This window comes from Dyella sp., assembly GCF_036384435.1.
Taxonomy (GTDB): domain Bacteria; phylum Pseudomonadota; class Gammaproteobacteria; order Xanthomonadales; family Rhodanobacteraceae; genus GSA-30.
Genome location: NZ_DASVMI010000094.1, coordinates 63,557 through 83,497, shown reverse-complemented (window position 1 = coordinate 83,497; position 19,941 = coordinate 63,557). Strand labels below are relative to the sequence as shown.

Annotated in this window: 10 protein-coding genes; 3 read left to right on the top strand and 7 right to left on the bottom strand. The window is 62.8% G+C overall.

Annotation, left to right across the window (positions count from 1 at the left end; genetic code table 11):
- Window positions 1-78 precede the first annotated feature (78 nt).
- The 7 genes from VF436_RS09425 to hrpA form a co-directional block, all read right to left on the bottom strand.
- A complete protein-coding gene (locus VF436_RS09425) occupies window positions 79-2,028 on the bottom strand; it encodes an ATP-dependent DNA helicase (RefSeq protein WP_330903756.1) in 1,950 nt (649 codons plus the stop codon).
- A 207-nt stretch (window positions 2,029-2,235) separates the two neighbouring features.
- Window positions 2,236-2,760 carry a tetratricopeptide repeat protein gene (locus VF436_RS09420; protein ID WP_330903755.1) on the bottom strand — a complete coding sequence of 175 codons (525 nt, stop codon included), beginning with the start codon at window positions 2,758-2,760 and terminating at the stop codon, window positions 2,236-2,238.
- 5 nt (window positions 2,761-2,765) lie between these two features.
- Window positions 2,766-5,093 (bottom strand): penicillin-binding protein 1B, encoded by a 2,328-nt coding sequence (gene mrcB, locus VF436_RS09415; RefSeq protein WP_330903782.1) that lies wholly within the window; start codon window positions 5,091-5,093, stop codon window positions 2,766-2,768.
- Between the two features lie 125 nt (window positions 5,094-5,218).
- On the bottom strand, window positions 5,219-6,067 hold the full coding sequence (locus VF436_RS09410; RefSeq protein WP_330903754.1) for an NAD-dependent epimerase/dehydratase family protein: 849 nt from the start codon (window positions 6,065-6,067) through the stop codon (window positions 5,219-5,221).
- Between the two features lie 6 nt (window positions 6,068-6,073).
- Window positions 6,074-7,801, bottom strand: coding sequence for a hypothetical protein (locus VF436_RS09405; protein ID WP_330903753.1), 1,728 nt, complete (start codon window positions 7,799-7,801; stop codon window positions 6,074-6,076).
- Between the two features lie 232 nt (window positions 7,802-8,033).
- Window positions 8,034-10,169, bottom strand: a complete 2,136-nt coding sequence (locus VF436_RS09400; RefSeq protein WP_330903752.1) for a bifunctional (p)ppGpp synthetase/guanosine-3',5'-bis(diphosphate) 3'-pyrophosphohydrolase — start codon at window positions 10,167-10,169, stop codon at window positions 8,034-8,036.
- A 138-nt stretch (window positions 10,170-10,307) separates the two neighbouring features.
- Complete coding sequence (gene hrpA / locus VF436_RS09395; RefSeq protein ID WP_330903751.1) at window positions 10,308-14,375, bottom strand: ATP-dependent RNA helicase HrpA; 4,068 nt, start codon at window positions 14,373-14,375, stop codon at window positions 10,308-10,310.
- 112 nt (window positions 14,376-14,487) lie between these two features.
- On the opposite strand from hrpA, the gene VF436_RS09390 reads away from it, so the two are divergent.
- The 3 genes from VF436_RS09390 (at window position 14,488) to VF436_RS09380 (ending at window position 19,783) form a co-directional block, all read left to right on the top strand.
- Window positions 14,488-14,955, top strand: coding sequence for a Dps family protein (locus tag VF436_RS09390; RefSeq protein ID WP_330903750.1), 468 nt, complete (start codon window positions 14,488-14,490; stop codon window positions 14,953-14,955).
- Between the two features lie 271 nt (window positions 14,956-15,226).
- Window positions 15,227-17,860, top strand: a complete 2,634-nt coding sequence (locus VF436_RS09385) for a glycosyltransferase (protein WP_330903749.1) — start codon at window positions 15,227-15,229, stop codon at window positions 17,858-17,860.
- Between the two features lie 156 nt (window positions 17,861-18,016).
- A complete protein-coding gene (locus VF436_RS09380; RefSeq protein ID WP_330903748.1) occupies window positions 18,017-19,783 on the top strand; it encodes an autotransporter assembly complex family protein in 1,767 nt (588 codons plus the stop codon).
- Window positions 19,784-19,941: the final 158 nt, after the last annotated feature.

Sequence of the window (19,941 nt, the reverse complement as noted above, 5' to 3'; positions counted from 1 at the left end):
GTGATGCTCAGGAGATCACGGCAGCCTACGTCTGCACTTGGTGTTTCCTGGCACTTTACGGGCACGATGAGGGCAAAGTCATGGCAGGGCGTCTTCCCCCATCGATACAGAGCCATTTTGAGTAAAAAAGGCCTGGACATCATCGATATCGCGCGTGCGTGGCATGGCCGGCAAACTGGCAAGAAACAGCTTGCCGTAGCCTTTGCCGGTCAGCCTGGGATCGCACAGCACCAGCACGCCACGATCGCGCACGTCGCGTATGAGACGCCCCACGCCCTGCTTGAGCGCAATCACGGCGCTGGGCACCTGCCAACCCATGAACGGGTTGATGCCCGATTGCTCCAAGGCATCGAGCCTGGCTTGCAGGACAGGATCATCCGGCGCTGCGAATGGCAGCTTGTCGATCACGACGACCGATAGTGCATCGCCTTGCACATCCACGCCTTCCCAGAAACTGGCCGCGCCAAGCAAGACACCGTGACCGCTTGCGCGAAACTCCTCCAACAATCGATGCCGTGGTGCAGCGCCCTGCACGAACAATGGCCAGGGCACGCGCTGATGCAGAAGCTCGGCTGCGCGCCGTAACGCCCGGTGCGAGGTGAACAATAGAAAAGCGCGGCCGTTGGAGGCACGCAGCACCGGCAACACTACGTCGATCACTCGGTCGATATAGTCACGCGCGGCCGGATCAGGCAGACCCTGCGGCAGGTAACACAATGCCTGGCGAGCGTAATCGAATGGACTTTGCAGGCTAAGCGTCTGTGGATCTTCCAGGCCAAGTTGGCGGGCAAAATGGCCGAAATCACCGGCCACCGACAACGTAGCCGATGTGTGAATCCATGCTGCCTGTGTGCGCTCGCGCAAGCCGCGCAATGGCGCAGCCAGGTCCAGCGGCGTGGCATGCAAGGCAAACCCACGGGGGAATTGTTCATACCAGCGCACGTCCTGTTCGCCACCGCCATCGGCAATGCGATCGAGTCGCTCGCTCAACATCGAGGCACGTTCGAATACGTTGGCCATGCCACGCGAACGTTCCGCCTGTGAGGCCAGTACATCGGCCAGCGCCGCCATCAGCTCACGCAAATCATGCAAGGCTGTGCGCACCGATGCGCTACCATCGAGTTGGTGAAAGGGACCGCGCTGCGGCATGGCATCCATGGACAGGCGAAGCTTTCGCACGGCCTCCTGCAAGGCTTCGACGGGCTCCAGTACCGCACCGAGCGCACCTGTAATGCCGGTGCATTCGCTCAGGCTGTCCTGTGCCAGTTCGGTCAATTGGCGCGCACTTATGCTCTGCGAAAAGAACTGCCCGGCCAGTTCGGGAATCTGGTGCGCTTCGTCAAGAATGAATGCCTGAGCGCCGGGTAGGATTTCGCCGAAACCTTCCTGCTTGAGAGCCAGATCGGCGAACAGCAGATGATGATTGACGACGACGATCTCGGCCTCCTGCGCTTCCCGGCGTGCCTTGATGACATGGCAGTCATCGTAGAAAGGACACTCCACGCCCAGGCAATTATCCGGTGTCGAGGTAACGCGCAGCCACATCGCAGACTCTTCCGGCACCTCGGCCAGTTCCATGCGATCGCCGCGTCGCGTGCGCGCCGACCAAGCGCGGATTGCTGCCAATTGCCCAGCATGTTCGCGATCAAAGCTGGCTCCTTCGCGGACAGTCTGGTCGAGGCGATACAGGCAAAGATAATTGGCCCGCCCCTTGAGCAAGGCCGTCTTGACGTTCGCGCCGAGCACCGAGCGCACGCGCGGCAGATCGCGGAAATAGAGTTGGTCCTGTAGCGCCTTGGTGCCGGTGGACACGATCACGCGTTCGCCCGACAACAATGCTGGCACCAGGTAAGCGTAAGTCTTGCCGGTTCCCGTGCCAGCCTCGGCGACCAAGGTGTCGCGTTCGGCAATCGCATGCTGCACAGCCCTGGCCATCTCCTGTTGCGCCTCGCGCGGCAGGAAGTTGGGCAAGTCACGGGCAAAAGGGCCATCTGCACCAAGCAGGTCGGCAATATCCGGATCGGTCATCGGCCTAGTATGGCTGATGGTTGGCAGGGATGCTCGAGCGCGACGCCGGTGGGGATTTCCGCGGTCCATTTCCCGCGCAGGAGCGACCTCAGTGGCGATGTAATCTGCGATTCAGTCGCAGATTGGAGGTTTTAAAACCTCCAAGCCGCGACCTGAGTCGCGACTTGCATCGCCACCACAAAGTCGCTCCCACGGGGGTGGGAGGCATCAGTATCGCTGCACGCCTTCGACATGGCACTGCCCTACGGCGTTGCGCGCCTGGGCCGCAGCAGCCTGGTCGCCTGCGCGATCGCGCAATTCCACGATCGTTTGCCAGTTGCGTGCGCACAGCGGTCCTAGACGCGGGCCAAGTTCCCACGAGCGATGCGCCAACTTTTCCGCCGACGCGTAATCGTGCAGGCGAATGGCCAATTCCGCGCGATCCTGCAATAGATCCGGCGAATCCGGACTGAGCTTCAGCGCCTGGTCCAGCTTAGCCGCGGCATCAGGATAGCGCCCGGCGCGCACGTCAGCCTGCGCGGCGTCCTGGAGCGAGGCTACCCCGGGATTGCGCAAGGGGTTGACGTCGATGGCCGACTTTTCCTTGTCGCCAGCCGCCTTGATCGAGGCGAGGATCAGGCTGTCAGCCTTGGCTTGCGGGGCGGGAGGCGCCGGTGGTGGCACCGTCGTACAGCCAGCCAGCACAACCATGGCAAGCAACGAAGGAAGCAACGGAGAGCATTTGGCAAGCATGATCTTCAATCTCGTACGGATGCGGTTGAGGCCGGTGCGGGTTCGTCCTTGCCGCTACCGAAGATATTTTCGACATGCTGCCAGAAGCAGCCTTCCGATTCGGACGCCAGAGTACCGACAACGACAGGGAACTGACGTGCGCCCTGACACGATGGATCGGTACGCTTGCCATCCTGTGGATTGATCCAGGCCATTTCCAGATTCGGACCCAGCGCCGTGGACAAGGGCCGCGTGGGCAGCTTGCGGAACAAGTTCTGCCAGATGCGCAGGCTGCCCGTTGCGCCGTAGAGCCCGCTGGGCTTGTTGTCGTCGCGGCCCATCCAGAACACCGCCAGGTGTTCGCCCGTGAAACCGGCGAACCAGCTGTCGCGTTGGTCGTTGCTGGTGCCGGTCTTGCCAGCGGCGTTGAGTATGCCAAGGTTGGAATTGCCGATCGCCGCGGCAGTCCCTGAGCGCACGACCTGCTGCATCGCCCAGGTGGTCAGGCGCACGGCATCCTGGTACTCGCCGTCACCACCCTTGACCTCGTAGCGCTTGATGGTGCGGCCGTCGGCATTGACGACACCATTGACCGCGAGCAATGGCAAGGCGTGACCGTCAGCCGAGATGTATTGGTAGAGCTGGGCTACCTGCAAAGGGGACATACCCTGCGCACCAAGCAACAACGACGGACCGGGATTGACGTCCTGCAAGCCGAACGATTCGAGGAACGCCTTGATGCGCGGCACGCCCACTTCCAGGCCCATATGAATGGTCGCCAGATTCCACGAATGAATCAGGCCATCGACCATCGGTACCATGCCGTGCACGTCGTGTTCGTCGTTCTGCGGCGTCCACATGGTGCCATCGGGCTGGCGCATGGCCACCGGCGAATCGTCGATCAGCGTGGAAAGATTCCAGCGCGAGGGGTCGGTCAGGGCGACCAGATAGACGAACGGCTTCATGAGCGAACCGATCGAACGCCGCGCGTCGATCGCGCGGTTGTAACCCTGATCCCCCGGGTCCTTCGAACCAACGATGGCCAGCACGCTGCCCGTGTGCGCATCGGTGACCACGCCCGCGGCCTGCGCCGCATCGCCACGCTTGCCCAGCGCCTTGGCGGTATCGGCTACGGCTTGCTCGGTATATAGCTGCGCGGCCGGATCAAGCGTGGTGAAGATGCTCAGGTTACCTGCGCTGAGCGTCTCGTCATCGAAGTCACTGGTGATCTGCGCGCGCACCAGTTGCATGAAAGCAGGGAACCGGTTGTGCGGTAGCTGACCCGCGCCAGCCAGGCCCAGCTGCGTGGCCTGCGCTGCCTTGCCCTGCTCGGCTGTCAGCAAGCCCGTATCGACGAACTGCTGCAACACCAAGTTACGCCGTGACAACGCACGATCGGGATAACGGCGCGGGTCGTAATAACTGGGTCCCTTCACCATGCCGACCAGCAAGGCGATTTCCTGCGGACGCAGGTCCTCCATGCGACGACCAAAATAGAACTCCGACGCCGCAGCGAAACCGTGCACCGCCTGGCTGCCCTGTTGACCGAGGAAGACTTCGTTGACGTAGGCCTCCAGGATGCGGCCCTTGTCATAATGTGCCTCGATCAACACCGACATCAACGCTTCGTTGAATTTGCGTGTGTAGTTCTGGTCACGATCCAGAAACAGGTTGCGCACCAATTGCTGGGTCAGCGTGGAGCCGCCCTGCACCGTATGGCCGGCGCGCAGGTTGGCAAAGGTCGCGCGCAGGATCGCGCCGATATCGATGCCGAAGTGGTGCTTGAAGTCGCGATCCTCGACCGCCTGCAAACCACTGAGCAGCAGAGGGGGGACGTCGGCAAGACGTACGATTCGACGCTCTTCCTGGGCCGAACCATACAACGTGGCGATACGCGCCGGATCAAGGTGGGTGGTATCGATAGGCTTGCCGCTGGCGATGTCCTTGATGGACAACACCTGACCTTTGCCCAGCACGACGCGGATGCGACGCGGCAGCTCGCCGCCATCGGGACCGGCGTACCCACGCGAGGCGATGAAATAGGTGCTGCCGTTCTTGGTCCAACTGCCCGCCACTTCGCCGCGCTCATCGCGGGTATAGCCGGCAAACGTCAGTTCAAGCTCCAGCATCGACGGCGACATGGCCTCGTCGGCGGCCAGCGGCAACGGGCGCGCATACACGCGCGTGGGCACCGCGAATACAAGATCGTTGAAGCGATCCTGCACCCGCTTGTTGAGGATCACCGTATAGGGCAACACGAAACCGAACAGCAGCCCCATGAAGACCCAGAACGGAATGCGGACCCAGGGCCAGATGGCGCGGGCGATGGCTGAAAGTCGGCTCAGAAAGGACAACGCAGCGAAATCCCTGACACGGAGTGGGCCGATCATAGGGCCTGCTTGCCGGCGGGCGTCTGAACGCCGGCCCCGGATTCGTGACTATTTGCGGACCATTCGTGGCAAAAGCCGGCCTTTGCCGTTCAACGCACACGCCCGGAAGGTTCCCAGCAGGAGGGATCGGGCCTGAAAGGTCGCGGCCGCACCCCCAGGCGACGCTCCAATTCCGTGTTGTCGGCGACCAGGTCGGTCTGGAAGCGCGACAGCGTGCCGCGTACGTTCTGCATGAAATAACGCAACATGCGTAACGCTCGCAATGGCACCGGCATGGGTAGCGTCCAGCGCGGCAGGCTGCGGCGTACTCGCACGAACATGTCGCGCACGCTCAGCCGTTCGCCGCCTCCGATGGGCAGGATGTAACCCGACGCCTCGCGCCGGTCCAGCGCGGCCACGATGGCCTGGGCGATATCGTCGGCATGCACCGGTTGGCGCAGGCCTTCACCCTGCAACAAGGGAAACACCCCGGTCTGCATGGCGCGCCGTGCGATGGGCGAAAGTGTCTTGTCCATGCCGATGCCATAGATCATGGTGGGTCGCAGCACGATCCATGGGCAGCCGTGGCGATCGCACAGGCGTGCCATCCGGGCCTCGCTGTCGCGCATGCTCTGAGCCAGCTCGCGTTCGGAGCGTAACTCCGAATCGAGCTTGGATTGCGCGCTCATCGAACTGGTGGCGATCACGCGAGGCCGCTGGTGCAAGTCGATTCGCGAAAGCCATTCATCGAACCCGACCAGTGGTCCCATGCTGATGATGGCGGTGATGCGCCCCTCCGGCAACGGCGAGTCGGGCACCTGGGCACGTACCCATTGCACGCCTTCGATGGGCGCCTGCTCCTGGCGGCTGAATGCGATAACCCGTTCGCCGCGCGTCGCCAGGCGGGGCAGCAGAAAGCGGCCGATCTGGCCGCTGGCTCCAATAACCAGTACCGCCATGCGCTTTCAGTATCCCGACTGCAAACGCGCGCTCAACTGTTGCAGGCGCGGATTGGATGACGACAGCTTGCCAGCATGGTTCAGCGACTGCGCAGCACCCGCTCGATCGCCACGTCCCAGTTGCTGCTCGGCCTGGTCCATCCAGGCACTGCCCAGGCGCTGGCGCAACTGATCCTGGCCGGCGTCGCCAGGGGCAAGATCGGAAAGATCGCCGAGGAACCCCTCGGCCTGCACCAGATTGCCATTGGACATCGCCTGATTGAACTGGCGCGCCACCAGATTGGGAAGCTCCTGCAAGCCACGCCGCGCGGCCTCGTTGTTGCTGTCGATGGCCAGGGCACCTCGATAGAGATCATATGCACTGTCGCCAGGCGGCAGCATGATGTCGCCATGGCGCGCCGCGGCATCGGCTTTGTGCACCATGCGCGCCACTTGTGCACTCTGTTGCGGCGAAAGCGTCGTGGGTGCGGCCGTCCCCAGGTCACCGTCCTGGCCGGCCTGCATCGCCGGCAGATTGCCGTCGCTGGCATTTTTTCGACGAGTCAGGTCGTCCAGACGCGCATGCGCGGCGGCGAGATCGGCCGACTTGGGCGCGAACATGGCCGCGCGTTCGAGCAATTGCCCGGCATGCGCGGCATCGTCAGCATCGATGGCGGCATTGGCCTGCACGATGAGCGCGGTCGCTACCTGCCCCAGGCCTGCCTTGGCTTCGGCGTTGTCCGGATCGATCTGCAGCGCTGCCTTGAAGTACGCCAGCGCCGTGTCCTGCCCATCGCCATCGATACGGCCGGCACGCAGGGCATCCTGCCCTTGCTTGATGTCTTGCGCCAGTTCGCCGTTGTCCTGCTTCTGCGCTTGCACCAGGGCAGCGCGCAGCGATGGCAACTCGCCGTAATTGGGCATCAGGTTGGAAAGGCGATCGACAATCGCAGAGGCCCCGTTGCGGTCGCCATCGTCGATGGCCTTGCGCGCCTGTGCGGCCATGGCCTCGGCGACCTTGTCCATGCCGTGCAGCGCAATCGCGTTGTTACGATCGATCGCCAACACCTGACGATAAAGATTGGCCGCACCATCATCGCCATCCAGGCGACCGGCATCGAGCGCCTGTTGCGCGCGCTCGATCAGGCCGTCGGGCTGCACGTTAGCGCTGTGCGCCTTGGCGATCTCCTGGTCCAGGCGCTCGACGTCGCTACCGCCGCCCAATAGTTCACGGGCTGCATTCAGCGCTTGCGAGGCTTCGTCCAGCTTGCCGGCGTGCAATGCGGCATCGGCACGCGACACCTCGGCCTGCCCGACTTGGCGCAGGCCGTCGCGGGCGCGATCATTGTCCGGCTCCAGCGCCCGGGCTGCCTCGTAGAGCTCGCGCGCGCTCTTGCCATCCGTACCGTCCAGACGACCGTCGTGCAAAGCCTGATCGGCGCGACTGAGCACATCGTTGAGCTCCGTGCTCGGCACGAGCCCGCGCAAGCGGTCTTGTTCCACCCAGGCAAAAGCGACCAAACCGACCACCAGCAACAGCAACAACGGCCACAGCCAGCCACGCCGGCTCGGCCTGGGCGGCTGCGGGGCACGCGGCGACGACCGACGCCGGTCCGGATCGGCCGCGCCAAAATGTGGCAACTCGTCACGCGGCGCCGCGGGTGCCGGTCCCTGGGGTTTATCCCAGCCATCCAGATTGCCCAGGCGAGGCTCGGTTCGACCGCCCTGGTCATGCTGATCTCTGCGTCCGCTCATATATGCAGGCCTGTTTGCAACCGCATGAGCTTAGCATCCGCGCGCATCCCAGCTTGGGCGAGGCGTGGTGGGCGTTCAGGGGGTGTATCAGGGACGAGGGACGATGCGCGAATGCACCGCTTGGAATGGCCGGACCAGGACTTCACATTCACCAGAAGAACTGGACGCCATGCGTGGAAGCATCTTGCGCCCATCCATGATGCACCCTCGCTGATCGTCTCTCGCCCCGATCTTACGCACCGCCCACCCGGCGGGCATCGACGACGTTGGGGAGGGCGGTCAATCGACCCAGCAGCGTGGAAAGCTGCTCGAAATCGCGTACGCGCAGGGTGAAGCGCATATCTACTTCGCCGGTACGGGTGTGTACGCGGCTGGACGAAGCGATGATGTGGGTGCCGAAGTTGCTGATCAGCGCGGTGACGTCCTTTTGCAGCCCCTTGCGATCGTAGCCCTGCAATTCGATGTCCACCTCGTAGGCCTGCGCGGCGACCTTGCCCCACTCCACGTCGATGACACGGTCAGGGTCACGGCGCGCAAGGCGCGCGAGACTGACGCAATCGGCGCGATGTACCGAAACACCGCGCCCGCGCGTGATGAAGCCGCTCACCGGATCGCCGGGCAAAGGCTGGCAACAACGTGCCAGCGAGGTCAGCAGGTTGCCGACACCTTCGATGCTGAGCGCCGTGTGGTCCTTGACCTGATGACGCGAGGCGACCGGTAGCGAGGACTGAGTCACTTCCTGCGCTGGCGGCGCGGCGGCTTCTTGCAGGAACCGAGAGATCTGTCCCGGGTTGATCTCGCCCAGCGCCAGCGCGACGAGCACCTCGTCCAGCGTCTTCCAGTGAAAATGCGCCGGCAACCTGGACAGGTCGGCATGGGTCATGGCCAGTCGCCGCAGTTCGCGGTCGAGCATGGCGCGGCCTGCGGCCAGGTTGGCCTCCTGCGCCACACGTCGAAACCACACGCGGACCTTTTCTTTCGCCCGCGACGTATGCAGGTATCCGTGATGCGTGGACAGCCAGTCGCGGCTGGGCTCGGCGAGCTTGCCGGTGAGGATCTCGATGCGATCGCCGCTCTGGGGCTGAAAGGTCAGCGGCACGATGCGGCCGTTGACCTTGGCGCCACGGCAGCGATGCCCGACTTCGGTATGTACGTGATAGGCGAAATCGAGCACGGTCGATCCACGTGGCAGGTCCACCACCTCGCCGCGTGGCGTCAGCACATAGACGCGATCTTCGAGCAATTCCGTCTGCAGGCCGGCGGCGACTTCGCTATCGCTTTCGCCGCGAGGTTCGAGCAGCTTGCGCATCCAGGCGATCTTGGCCTCGAATTCGCTGTCGCCGCTGCCGCCCTCCTTGTAGCGCCAGTGCGCGGCGACGCCCAGTTCATTGATCCGATGCATATCGTGCGTACGGATCTGCACTTCCAGCGTCTTGCCATGGGGCCCGACCACCGCCGTATGCAGCGAACGGTAGTCATTGCCCTTGGGTCGGGCGATGTAATCGTCGAATTCGCCGGGCAGATGCGGCCACAACGTGTGCACGACGCCCAACGCGGCATAACAATCGGCCACGCTGTCTACCAGCACGCGCACAGCGCGAATGTCATAGAGATCTGAGAAATCCAGCGACTTGCGCTGCATCTTCTTCCAGATCGAGTAGATGTGCTTGGGACGACCGGCCAAGTCTGCACGGACACCGGCAGCCTCCAGCGCCTGACGCAAGGCCGATAGCGATTGGGCGATGAAACTCTCGCGGTCGGCGCGACGCTCATCCAGCAACTTGGCGATACGTTTGTAAGTATCGGGCTTGAGATAACGAAATGAGAGATCTTCCAGTTCCCACTTGAGCTGCCAGATACCAAGGCGATTGGCCAGCGGCCCATGGATGTCCTGGGTCAGTTGCGCCAGGGCATGTCGTTGCGCCTCGGGCAGCGCGCCCGCCGCGCGCAGCCGCGCCAGTTGCCGTGCCAACAGGATGAAGACCACGCGCAAGTCACGGATGATCGCCAGCAACAGCCGCCGTAGCCCTTCGCTGCCGCTGCCCGCAGTGCGTTGGGCGTGCAAGGCCCAGACCTGCTCGGCCGCGGCCTGGCCATCGACCAGGCGCTGGATATCGACGGGCAACGTGCCTTTCTGCGCGGCCCAGCTTTCCGGTGCGACACGACTGATCTCGAACCACAGTGCCGCGGCCTGGGTCTGCGCATCGCAACCGAGCATCCCCAGCAGATCGAGTACGTCCATGCACTCGCCCAAGGGAAGCGAGGGATATTCTACGGCGGCGAGCGCGTCGGCAAGCACGCGCGGCAGCTCACGCGCACGCCACGCGGCGAAACGGTCGATGGCAGGAGAGTCAGCGGTACGGGCCATGGCTCATTTTAAAGCGCGCGGCGAGGAAAATCGCTGAATCGACACGTCGTTTCGGGAAACGACGGCAAATTCGTCCCCCTCGCCTCATTACACCCGGTCCGCGCTGCCGGCAAACATGGAGAGCAAGGGCCTGCCGGATCAGTAGCGCTGGTCGCCGGCCACCTTGCGCAAGGTTTCTACCGCCTTACCCAGGCGCTTGATTGATACCGGCTCGGCGGTCTTCAGTTCCTGCGCGAACAGCGAGACTCGCCATTCCTCGATCAGCCAGCGCAGTTCATCCAGCGGGCCAACGCCTTCGGCGCGGAAATCCAGGTAATGGCGCCAATACGCCAGGACCTGGAGCATGCGCTGCTGGTCGCGAGTCGGATCCTGCCGCAGACGCTCGCCACGCAAGCGCATCGCTCGCAGGTAGCGTGGCAGGTGAGCCAGGCGAGCGGTCGACAATTCGCGCAGGAAGCCCGGCACGAGCAGCGCATCCAACTGTTCGCGCATGTCGTCGTAACTGGCGCGTGCAAAACCCATCAAGGGTGGTTCCAGCCAGGGTTTGAGTTCGGCCTGAGCCTCGATAATAGGCTCGGCCAGCTTGAGGCGCTCGATACCCGCGGCAAACAGTTCTCGCGAGAACTGCGTATGCAGCGACTCGAAGGCGGCGGCCGTGCGCACGTCCAGGTCATGCCGTTCGAGCAGATCGGCAAAGCCGCCTTCCACGAGGTCTTCGCGCAAGCCATCGACGCCACCAAGCGGAGCATATTTGAGGGCCAGCGCATTACTCACGGGCAAACGGCGGCGCGCCTGCTTCATGTCGGTGGCGATGGCGTTGCGCAACAGCCGGATCACGCCCTGGCGATGGGCCTGGCGCGCTTCGTCGGAACGCTCGAAAACACGCAGGGCCACGGCATCGCCCAGGTCAACCAGGGCGGGAAACGCCATGAGCCCGCCGTCCGAGCGCACCTGCGCGGGAATCTGCTCGAAATCCCATCCTGTGACATCTTCGCGCGTCAATTCGATGTCCGTCTTGCGCGAAAAGGCTTCACGTGCGCGTCCTTCCCATTGCGCACGCAGCCCGGCCAAGTCACGACTGGCGGCCAACGTGTGCCCCCTCCCCTGCTCGTCGCCATCGTACAGACGGTAACGCATGGAGAAATGCGCGGGCAGTTCGATCCCTTCAAACGCCTGGGCATCCACTTCCACGCCCGTCGTGCGCCGCAGGAAGGCAGGTAACGCCCGCGCCAATGGTTCATCACGAGGCGCCTCGGCTTCGACAAAGGCGCGCGCAAAATCCGGCGCCGGCACGAAGTTGCGGCGCAGGGCCTTGGGCAGGCCACGAATCAGTTCGGCGACTTTTTCGGCCAGTAATCCTGGCACCAGCCATTGACACCGGTCCGTCGGCAAGGCGTTGAGCATCGCCAGCGGCAGGTGCAGTGTCACGCCATCAGCCTCATCACCGGGCACGAAGCGATATTCCAGGCGATAACGTTGAGGGGGTATGTCCATCACCGCGGGGAATGCCTTGGGGTCCAGACCCGAGCCCCCCACCAGCACATCATCGAGCGACCAGCGCAATGCGGCCTGTTCAGTCGGGCGCGCCTGCCTGAACCAGGCGTCCAGCGCACGACTGCTGGAGATGTCACCAGGCAACTTGCCATCGAAGAAGCCGACCAGTTCGTCCTCGTCGCGGATCAGTCCTTCGCGACGCTGCTTGGCTTCCATGCCGCGAGCATCCTCCAGCACGCGTTGATTGGCGCGCACGAAATCGGCACGGGTGTCGATATCGCATCGAGCCAGCGCTTCACGCAGGAAAATCTGGTGGGCCAGCGACGGGTCCTGCTTATGGAAGGTCACTGGACGACGTTCGACCAAGGCCACGCCGAGCAAGGTAACCTGCTCATGAGCCACCACGGTTCCTCGCTTGCGCGACCAGTGCATGTCGCGGCAGGTGCTACGCACCAGATGCGCGGCCTGCTGCTCGATCCAAGCCGGTTCCACACGGGCACACATCATGCCCCACACGCGTCCGCCGATGTCCACGATCTGCGCGGCCATGACCCAGGCTGGAGGCGCCTTGGCCACCGAAGAACTACGAAACAGCGAGAACCGCCGCTCGCGCGTACCGCGATAGACGCCCTTTTCGTCCTTGTGACCGATCTGGGTCGGCATGCCGGCGAGCAGGCTGCGATGAATGGCCTCGTAATTATCCTGCGTCGGGACCTGCGCAGGGGCAGCATCGAGCGCAACAGGCGACCGGGTGCCCTTGCCGCGTACCGGTTGCGCTTTACGCGCCAGTTGCCGCGACTGCGGCCCAGCCGATTTGCCGCTTCCGGGGTCGCCAGCCGCCACCTCAGTCGCTTTACTTTGTCCACTGGGCCAGATCTCCTGGGTCACCAGCAACAACTGGCGATGCAACTCGCGCCATTCGCGCATGCGCAGGAAATGCAGGTAGTTGCGAGCGCACCATTGACGCAATTGCGACTGGGTCATCTCCTCGTGGGCATTGCTGTAGTCGCGCCAGAGATTGAGCACCCACAGGAAATCGGATTTGGGATCGGCAAACACCGCATGGGCGGCGTTGGCCTGGTTGCGCGCTTCGGCCGGACGCTCTCGCGGATCCTGGTTGCTCATGAAGGCGGCAATGATGATCAACTCGCGCAAGCTGTTGCGCTGCTGCGCCTCGACCAACATGCGAGCCAGTTGTACATCGATTGGCAAACGCGTCAGCGTGCGACCGATCACGGTCAGCTGGCGACGCTCGTCGATAGCCGATATTTCGGTCAGGCGACGATAGCCGTCCGCCACCACGCGAGGATCGGGTGCTTCCAGGAACGGAAACTCGTCCACATCCCCCAGTTGCAGCGAGAGCATGCGCAGGATGACGTTGGCCAGTGAAGAGCGCAGCAGCTCCGGATCGGTGTATGCCGCGCGGCTCTCGAAATCAGCCTCGCTATACAAGCGATAGCAGATACCTGGGCCGACGCGACCGCAGCGCCCCTTGCGCTGGTTGGCTGCCGCCTGCGAGATCGATTCGATATTTAGGCGCTCTATCTGGGTGCGCTGGCTGTAGCGCTTGACGCGTGCTTGTCCACTGTCTATGACATAGCGGATGCGCGGCACCGTCAACGAGGTTTCGGCCACGTTGGTGGTCAACACGACTCGGCGCGCGGGGCCTGGCTTGAACACGCGATCCTGGTCGGTAGTGGACAGGCGCGCATACAGCGGCAGGATCTCGGTCTGGCGATATTGACGGCGTGAAAGCATCAGGTGCGTGTCACGGATCTCGCGCTCGCCCGGCAGGAACACCAGCACGTCGCCAAGCGGATCGTCATGGGTAATCTCGTCCAGCACTGCCGCCACATGCTCGGCGCTGCCCTGTTGCAGGTCACCGGACTTCTGGCCGCGTCGCACATTGACTTCGTCCACGCCGCGCCAACGAACTTCCACCGGATATGTACGGCCTTCCACCGAGACGATCGGTGCGCCGTCGAAGTGTTCGGCAAAGCGTGCGGTGTCAATCGTGGCCGACGTCACGATGATCTTCAGGTCCGGGCGCCGCTGCGCCAGCCGCTTGAGGTATCCGAGCAGGAAGTCGATGTTGAGGCTGCGCTCGTGCGCCTCGTCGATGATGATCGTGTCGTAGGCGGACAACCAGGGATCGCCCTGGGTTTCGGCCAGCAGGATACCGTCGGTCATGAACTTGACCAGGGTCTGGTCCGACACCTGGTCGGTGAAGCGCACCTGGAAGCCGACCTTGCCGCCGATCTGCGTGCCCAGTTCCTCGGCCACGCGTCGCGCCACCGAGCGGGCGGCCAGACGACGAGGCTGGGTGCAACCGATCAGGCCGGCCTCGCCTCGCCCAGCGGTCAGACATAGCTTGGGTAACTGGGTTGTCTTGCCCGAGCCGGTTTCGCCGGCGATCACTACCACCTGGTGGCGCTCGATCAGCCGGGCAATCTCCGCCGCGCGCGCCGTGATCGGCAGCGACTCGTCGAGCGTGATCACCGGCTTGGCATCGGCGCGGGCGCGGCGTTTGGCCGCAGATGCCTCGATATCGGCCGCGAGCGCATCGAGCCGGGCACCATCGGGCTGGCGCTGTTGACCACGCCAGCGACCGAGCAGGCGGCCGAAATCGCGCGTACTCACGCCGTTGAGCGCTTTGCGCAACTGACGCAGGCGGTCGTCGAGGGAAGAGGGGGGGACAGGTATCTGGGTCATGGGACCGCACATGATAGCCGCAGGCTATGGCGCAGATCGGCAACTTTCATTTCTTCCTAACAAGTGCCCCCGCTAAGCTTGAACCCATAATCTTCGAACAAGGAGCCAAACCATGGCCATTTCCATTGGCATCGACAAAAAGGACCGCGAATCCATCGCCCAGCAGCTATCGAAGCTTCTGGCCGATACCTACTCGCTTTATCTGAAGACCCATAGCTTCCACTGGAACATCACCGGCCCGCAGTTCAACAGCCTGCATACGATGTTCGAGACCCAGTACAACGAGCTGTGGCTGGCCGCTGACGAGGTTGCCGAACGCATCCGCACCCTGGATGTGTTCGCACCTGGCTCCTACAGCCAGTTCGGCAAGCTCACCTCCATCAAGGAGGAATCGGGCGTGCCGGAGTGGAAGGACATGGTCGGCCAGCTGGTCGAAGGCCATGAGATCGCCGCCCATACCGCCCGGCAGGTCATCAAGGTCGCCGACCAATCGGGTGACGAAGGCACTGCGGACCTGGTCACAGGTCGCCTGAAAGAGCATGAGAAGACGGCCTGGATGCTGCGTTCCTTGCTCAAGTGACCGAGAAGCGAATGCATCAGGAGTGACAAGCAGGAGGAGACTCGGTACCCCGTGACTCCTCCCGTCGCTGCCTCATCGACCTCACTGGGCGGTAAACGGCTTGGCTGGTGGGCTTTTCTCTCACCCTCCGCTGCTCTCGACGATCGCCTTGGTCTCTCTCCCCTGACCTCAAACTGACCCACTATCGGCCCCCTTTATTGAGCCTTTCGCCTCGCATTAGTAAGCTCCCCAGGTTTTTGGGCCTCGTGCGAGGCATCCCCCGGGGACCGTTTTGAGCTCGACACCAGCTAATCAGGACAGCCGTCACCCTTTCATCGCCGCGATCCTGCTTGCCCTCGTGGTGGCTGCGATGAACATTGGCCTGTGGTGGTGGAGCAATCTGCCGCACGGACCGGAAGAGTGGCACGGCCCGATCGGCGGCTTTGCGCTGTCAGCGTTCCAGCGCTACCAGAATCCGCTCAAGCAGGATTTCCCCAGCGACGAGGAGGTCGATGGCGACCTCAAGCTGCTGCGCCAGTACACACCGCGCATCCGCACTTACTCGATGCTCGAAAATCCCCAGGTCTATCGCCTGGCGGAAAAAGAAGGGTTGCGTGTGATGGCCGGCGCCTGGCTGGACAATCGCCTGGACAACAATGAAAAGGAAATCGCCGCCCTGGTCGCCCAGGCCAGGCGGTATCCGGATACGATCAACCGGGTGATCGTTGGCAACGAAGTGCTTTTCCGCAACAACATGCCGCCGGAACAGCTGATGGCCTATGCCGACCGCGTGCGCGCGGCGGTACGCCAGCCGGTGTCGATTGCCGAACCGGAGTACATCTGGCTGCGATATCCGGAGCTTGCCGACCACGAGGACTTCATCACGGTGCACCTGTTCCCCTATTGGAACGGTGTGACCATGGCGCGTACGCCACGCAAGAACGGCGAGATTTCTGAGTATCCCGCGGTCAATGCCGCCTACGGCAGCTATGAAAATCTCCGAAGGACATTCCCGAACAAACCGATCGTGATCGGTGAGATCGGCTGGCCGTCCAACGGCAATCGTTTCCTGTACTCATCCCCTTCCGTCTCCAACGAGGCGATCTTCCTGCGCACCTGGTTCAACCTGGCCAAGCGCGAGAAGATCGACTACTACGTCATGGAAGCGTTCGACCAGCCATGGAAGGAGCAGCTCTCCGGCCGCACCGAAGCGTACTGGGGCATGTTCAATGCCGATCGCCAGCTGAAATTCCCATTTGTCGGTCCGGTGACCGAGGATGTGATGTGGCCGTGGAAGGCAATAGCCGCCAGCCTGCTGGCCCTGCTGCCGATGATCTGGTTCTCGCGCCATTACAGCCGCTTCAGACTGATGGGGCGGTTTTTCTTCTGCGCGCTGATCCAACTGGCCTGCGGCCTGATTGTGTGGTCGGCCACCCTGCCATTCAATTTCTACCTGAGCTGGGTGGACTGGACCATGCTGGTTCTGCTGTTCCCGGCGCAGATCGCGATCCTGGCGATCCTGCTGATCAACGGCTTCGAGTTCACCGAGGTGCTGTGGCGCCGCCGCTGGGTGCGCCACGCGACGATGCTCACGCCCGACCCGCCCGCACGTCAACCGTTCGTGTCGATTCACCTGGCCTGCTACAACGAGCCGCCGGAAATGGTGATCGTCACGCTCGACTCGCTGACCCGGCTCGAATACGAGAACTATGAAGTCCTGGTGATCGACAACAACACCAAGGACCCGAACGTCTGGAAGCCCGTGCAGGAGTATTGCGAGAAGCTTGGCGCGCGCTTCCGCTTCTTCCATCTTGAGCCATGGCCCGGCTTCAAGGCAGGCGCGTTGAATTTCGGCCTGAAGGAGACCGACCCGCGCGCCGACGTGGTGGCCGTGATCGACGCCGACTACGAGGTACGTTCGGATTGGCTGTCCACGCTGACCGGCTACTTCCACGACCCGAAGGTGGCCGTGGTGCAATGCCCTCAGGCGCATCGCGAGTTCGAGAACAACACGTTCCGCCGCATGACCGCCTGGGAATATGACGGGTTCTTCCGCATCGGCATGCACCATCGCAACGAGCGCAATGCCATCATCCAACATGGCACCATGACCATGGTGCGCCGTTCGGCCCTGGAAGGCACCGGCGGCTGGTCCGAGTGGACCATCTGCGAGGATGCCGAGCTCGGCCTGCGCCTGATGCACGCGGGCTATGAGTTGGTGTACGTCGACGAGCTGATGGGCAAGGGCCTGACCCCTGCCGACTTCAAGGCGTACAAGAGCCAGCGCTACCGCTGGGCCTTCGGCGCCATGCAGATTCTCAAGGGCCGCTGGGACTGGATGACTCGCAAGGGTCCCTTGAGTGCCGGCCAGCGCTTCCACTTCCTCACCGGCTGGTTCAGCTGGTTCGCCGATGCGCTGCACCTGATCTTTACGCTGATGGCGATCTTCTGGACCGCGGGCATGATTGGCCTGCCGACGGTCTTCAATCTGCCGATGCAGTTGTTCCTGATTCCAGTGATCGGCTTCTTCTTCGCCAAGGCAATCTTCGGCATCGTGCTTTACCGTGCCCGCGTGCCCTGTAGCTGGTACGACACCCTGATGGCCTCCCTGGCCAGCATGGGCCTGTCGCATGCCATCGCACGCGGCATCCTGCATGGATTGACGCGCAAGAAGACCGCCTTCATTGTGACCGCCAAGAGCCGACGCCTGGGCGAATCAAGCTTCGCGGCGTTCACACCCGTACGTGAAGAACTGATGATGGCCTTCGTGCTGATGCTATGCGTGATTGGCATGGGCATGAGCTTCGGTTCGGGTTACATCGAGGGCAAACTATGGATGATCATCCTGGCTGCGCAGTCCATTCCTTATGTTTCGGCCGTCTGTGGCGCATGGATCGCACATAAATCAGGTGACAAGGCGGGCTGAGGCCCGCTTCCTGTCATCGCAATCTGTTATTTTTCTTAGCAGTTCTAGCTATTTCCGCGACGCGGTACATTCGCGGTCAATTTTCGGGCAGGTAAGCTTTGCTTTGCGACGCGTTCCATAGGGGAGCCGTCACCGGCCCGTAGATGGAACCTACGCATGCGTTGGAACCGCCGCCAAGGCAACTTCCTGCTATCACTGCTGCTGTGCACGCCACTGGCCCATGCCGGCGTGCAATTGGTGGTCGATGGTGTGGACGACAACCTCAAGGGTGCGATCGTCTCCACCGTCGAACTGGCGCAGTACGCCAATCGCGACGTGACCGAGGCGCAGGCGCGTCGCCTTTATCAGCGCGCGGGCGACCAAGTGAAGCTGGCGTTACAGCCATACGGCTACTACGAGCCCAGCGTCGACGGCGACATCAAGCAACAAGGCAAGAACTGGCAGGTAACGCTGCACGTCACCCCGGGCGAACCGGTCAAGGTGACCTCGGTGGATGTGAAACTGGACAAGACAGCCGCCAGCATCCCAGTCATCCGCCGGGCACAGCGTGCCGTCGAACGCCTCAAGGGCCAGATACTCAATGATGGCGCCTACGATGGCGCCCGTGACGCGGTGAGCGGCGCGCTCACCGCCAATGGGTTCCTTGATGCGCGACTGGTCACGCATCGCGTCGAGGTCAATCGTAGCGAACACAGCGCATCGATCAAGCTGGCCTGGACCGCCGGACAGCGCTACCGCTATGGCACAGTGCATTTCGAAGGCTCGCAGTTCCGCGAAGGTTTTCTCGACCGCTATGTACCCTTCAAGTCCGGCGACTATTTCGACCAGGACCAACTGCTTCAATTGCAGCAGGCTTTGAACGGTGCCGATTATTTTTCCGTGGTCAACGTGCTACCGGAGGTCGACGAAAAAGCCAATGGCCGCGTCGATGTCAAAGTGGAACTGGCGCCCGCCAAGCGCACCATCTATACCGGCGGACCATTCATTGGCACCGACACCGGCGTAGGCCTGCGTGGCGGCATGGAACGGCGCTGGGTCAACGACCGTGGGCACAAGTGGAAGAATGAACTGGTGGTGGCGCAGCGCCTCAAGACGCTGTCCACGCTCTATACCGTGCCGATGCCGGGACAGGACCAGCGCAGCTTCAACTACGGCGCGAATTTCCGTGACGCCAACACCGATACATCCAAGTCACGCACGCTCGAACTGGTCGCCAACGAGACGCGCCTGTGGCACGGTTGGACGCGTACCGTTGGCCTGCATGCGTTGTCGGGCACCTTCACCGTCGGCCAGCAGGCCAACGAGAACGAAAACGAGGCCGGTATCGAGCACGGGCGCAGTACCCTGCTGTATCCGGAAGTCTCGCTGTCGCGCAAGCAAGCGGACAATCCCACCTTCGTGCGCAAGGGCTGGGGCGTGAACATCTACGCGCGCAGCACCGTCGGCACGCTGGCATCCGATACGCGCTTCAGCCAGATCGCCGCCGATGCCAAGTGGATACGTGCCTTCACGCGTCGCGACCGCTTGATCCTGCGTGGCGCGGTTGGCTATACGGTCACCGGCGACTTCAATGCCTTGCCGCCACAGCTTCGCTTCTTCGCGGGCGGCGATCGCTCGGTCCGAGGTTACGGTTACCAGACCATCGGCCCCAAGAACGACTACGACCGTGTCATCGGCGGCAAGAATCTGTTGGTCGCCAGCACCGAAGTGGAACACTACTTTACGCGCAATTGGGGCATGGCCGCGTTCGTGGATGCCGGTAATGCCTTCAATGGCACCGATTATAACCCGCGCATCGGCGCAGGCCTGGGCGTACGCTGGCTCTCGCCGGTAGGCATGATCCGCGTGGACCTGGGCACCCCTATCAACGATGCTCAGCGCCACGGCGTGGAACTGCACCTGGTGATTGGACCGGACTTGTAAAGCCGGCCGCCATACGGCGTGTAGACAGTGAATGATCATCAGGAAGAGCACGATGCTGGAAACCCTGCCCTCTCCGTTGACCATTTACAGCGAACGCCAGCGAGAGGCTTTACAGGCCACGTGTGGCCGGCTTCACTTCAGCAGTAGAGAAGAACAAG

Bases quoted from the DNA above. Each gene is read 5' to 3' on its own strand.
- VF436_RS09405 (WP_330903753.1), bottom strand. From the start codon at position 7,801: ATGAGCGGACGCAGAGATCAGCATGACCAGGGCGGTCGAACCGAGCCT.
- VF436_RS09390 (WP_330903750.1), top strand. From the start codon at position 14,488: ATGGCCATTTCCATTGGCATCGACAAAAAGGACCGCGAATCCATCGCC.
- hrpA (WP_330903751.1), bottom strand. From the start codon at position 14,375: ATGACCCAGATACCTGTCCCCCCCTCTTCCCTCGACGACCGCCTGCGT.
- VF436_RS09380 (WP_330903748.1), top strand. From the start codon at position 18,017: ATGCGTTGGAACCGCCGCCAAGGCAACTTCCTGCTATCACTGCTGCTG.
- VF436_RS09425 (WP_330903756.1), bottom strand. From the start codon at position 2,028: ATGACCGATCCGGATATTGCCGACCTGCTTGGTGCAGATGGCCCTTTT.
- VF436_RS09410 (WP_330903754.1), bottom strand. From the start codon at position 6,067: ATGGCGGTACTGGTTATTGGAGCCAGCGGCCAGATCGGCCGCTTTCTG.
- VF436_RS09420 (WP_330903755.1), bottom strand. From the start codon at position 2,760: ATGCTTGCCAAATGCTCTCCGTTGCTTCCTTCGTTGCTTGCCATGGTT.
- VF436_RS09400 (WP_330903752.1), bottom strand. From the start codon at position 10,169: ATGGCCCGTACCGCTGACTCTCCTGCCATCGACCGTTTCGCCGCGTGG.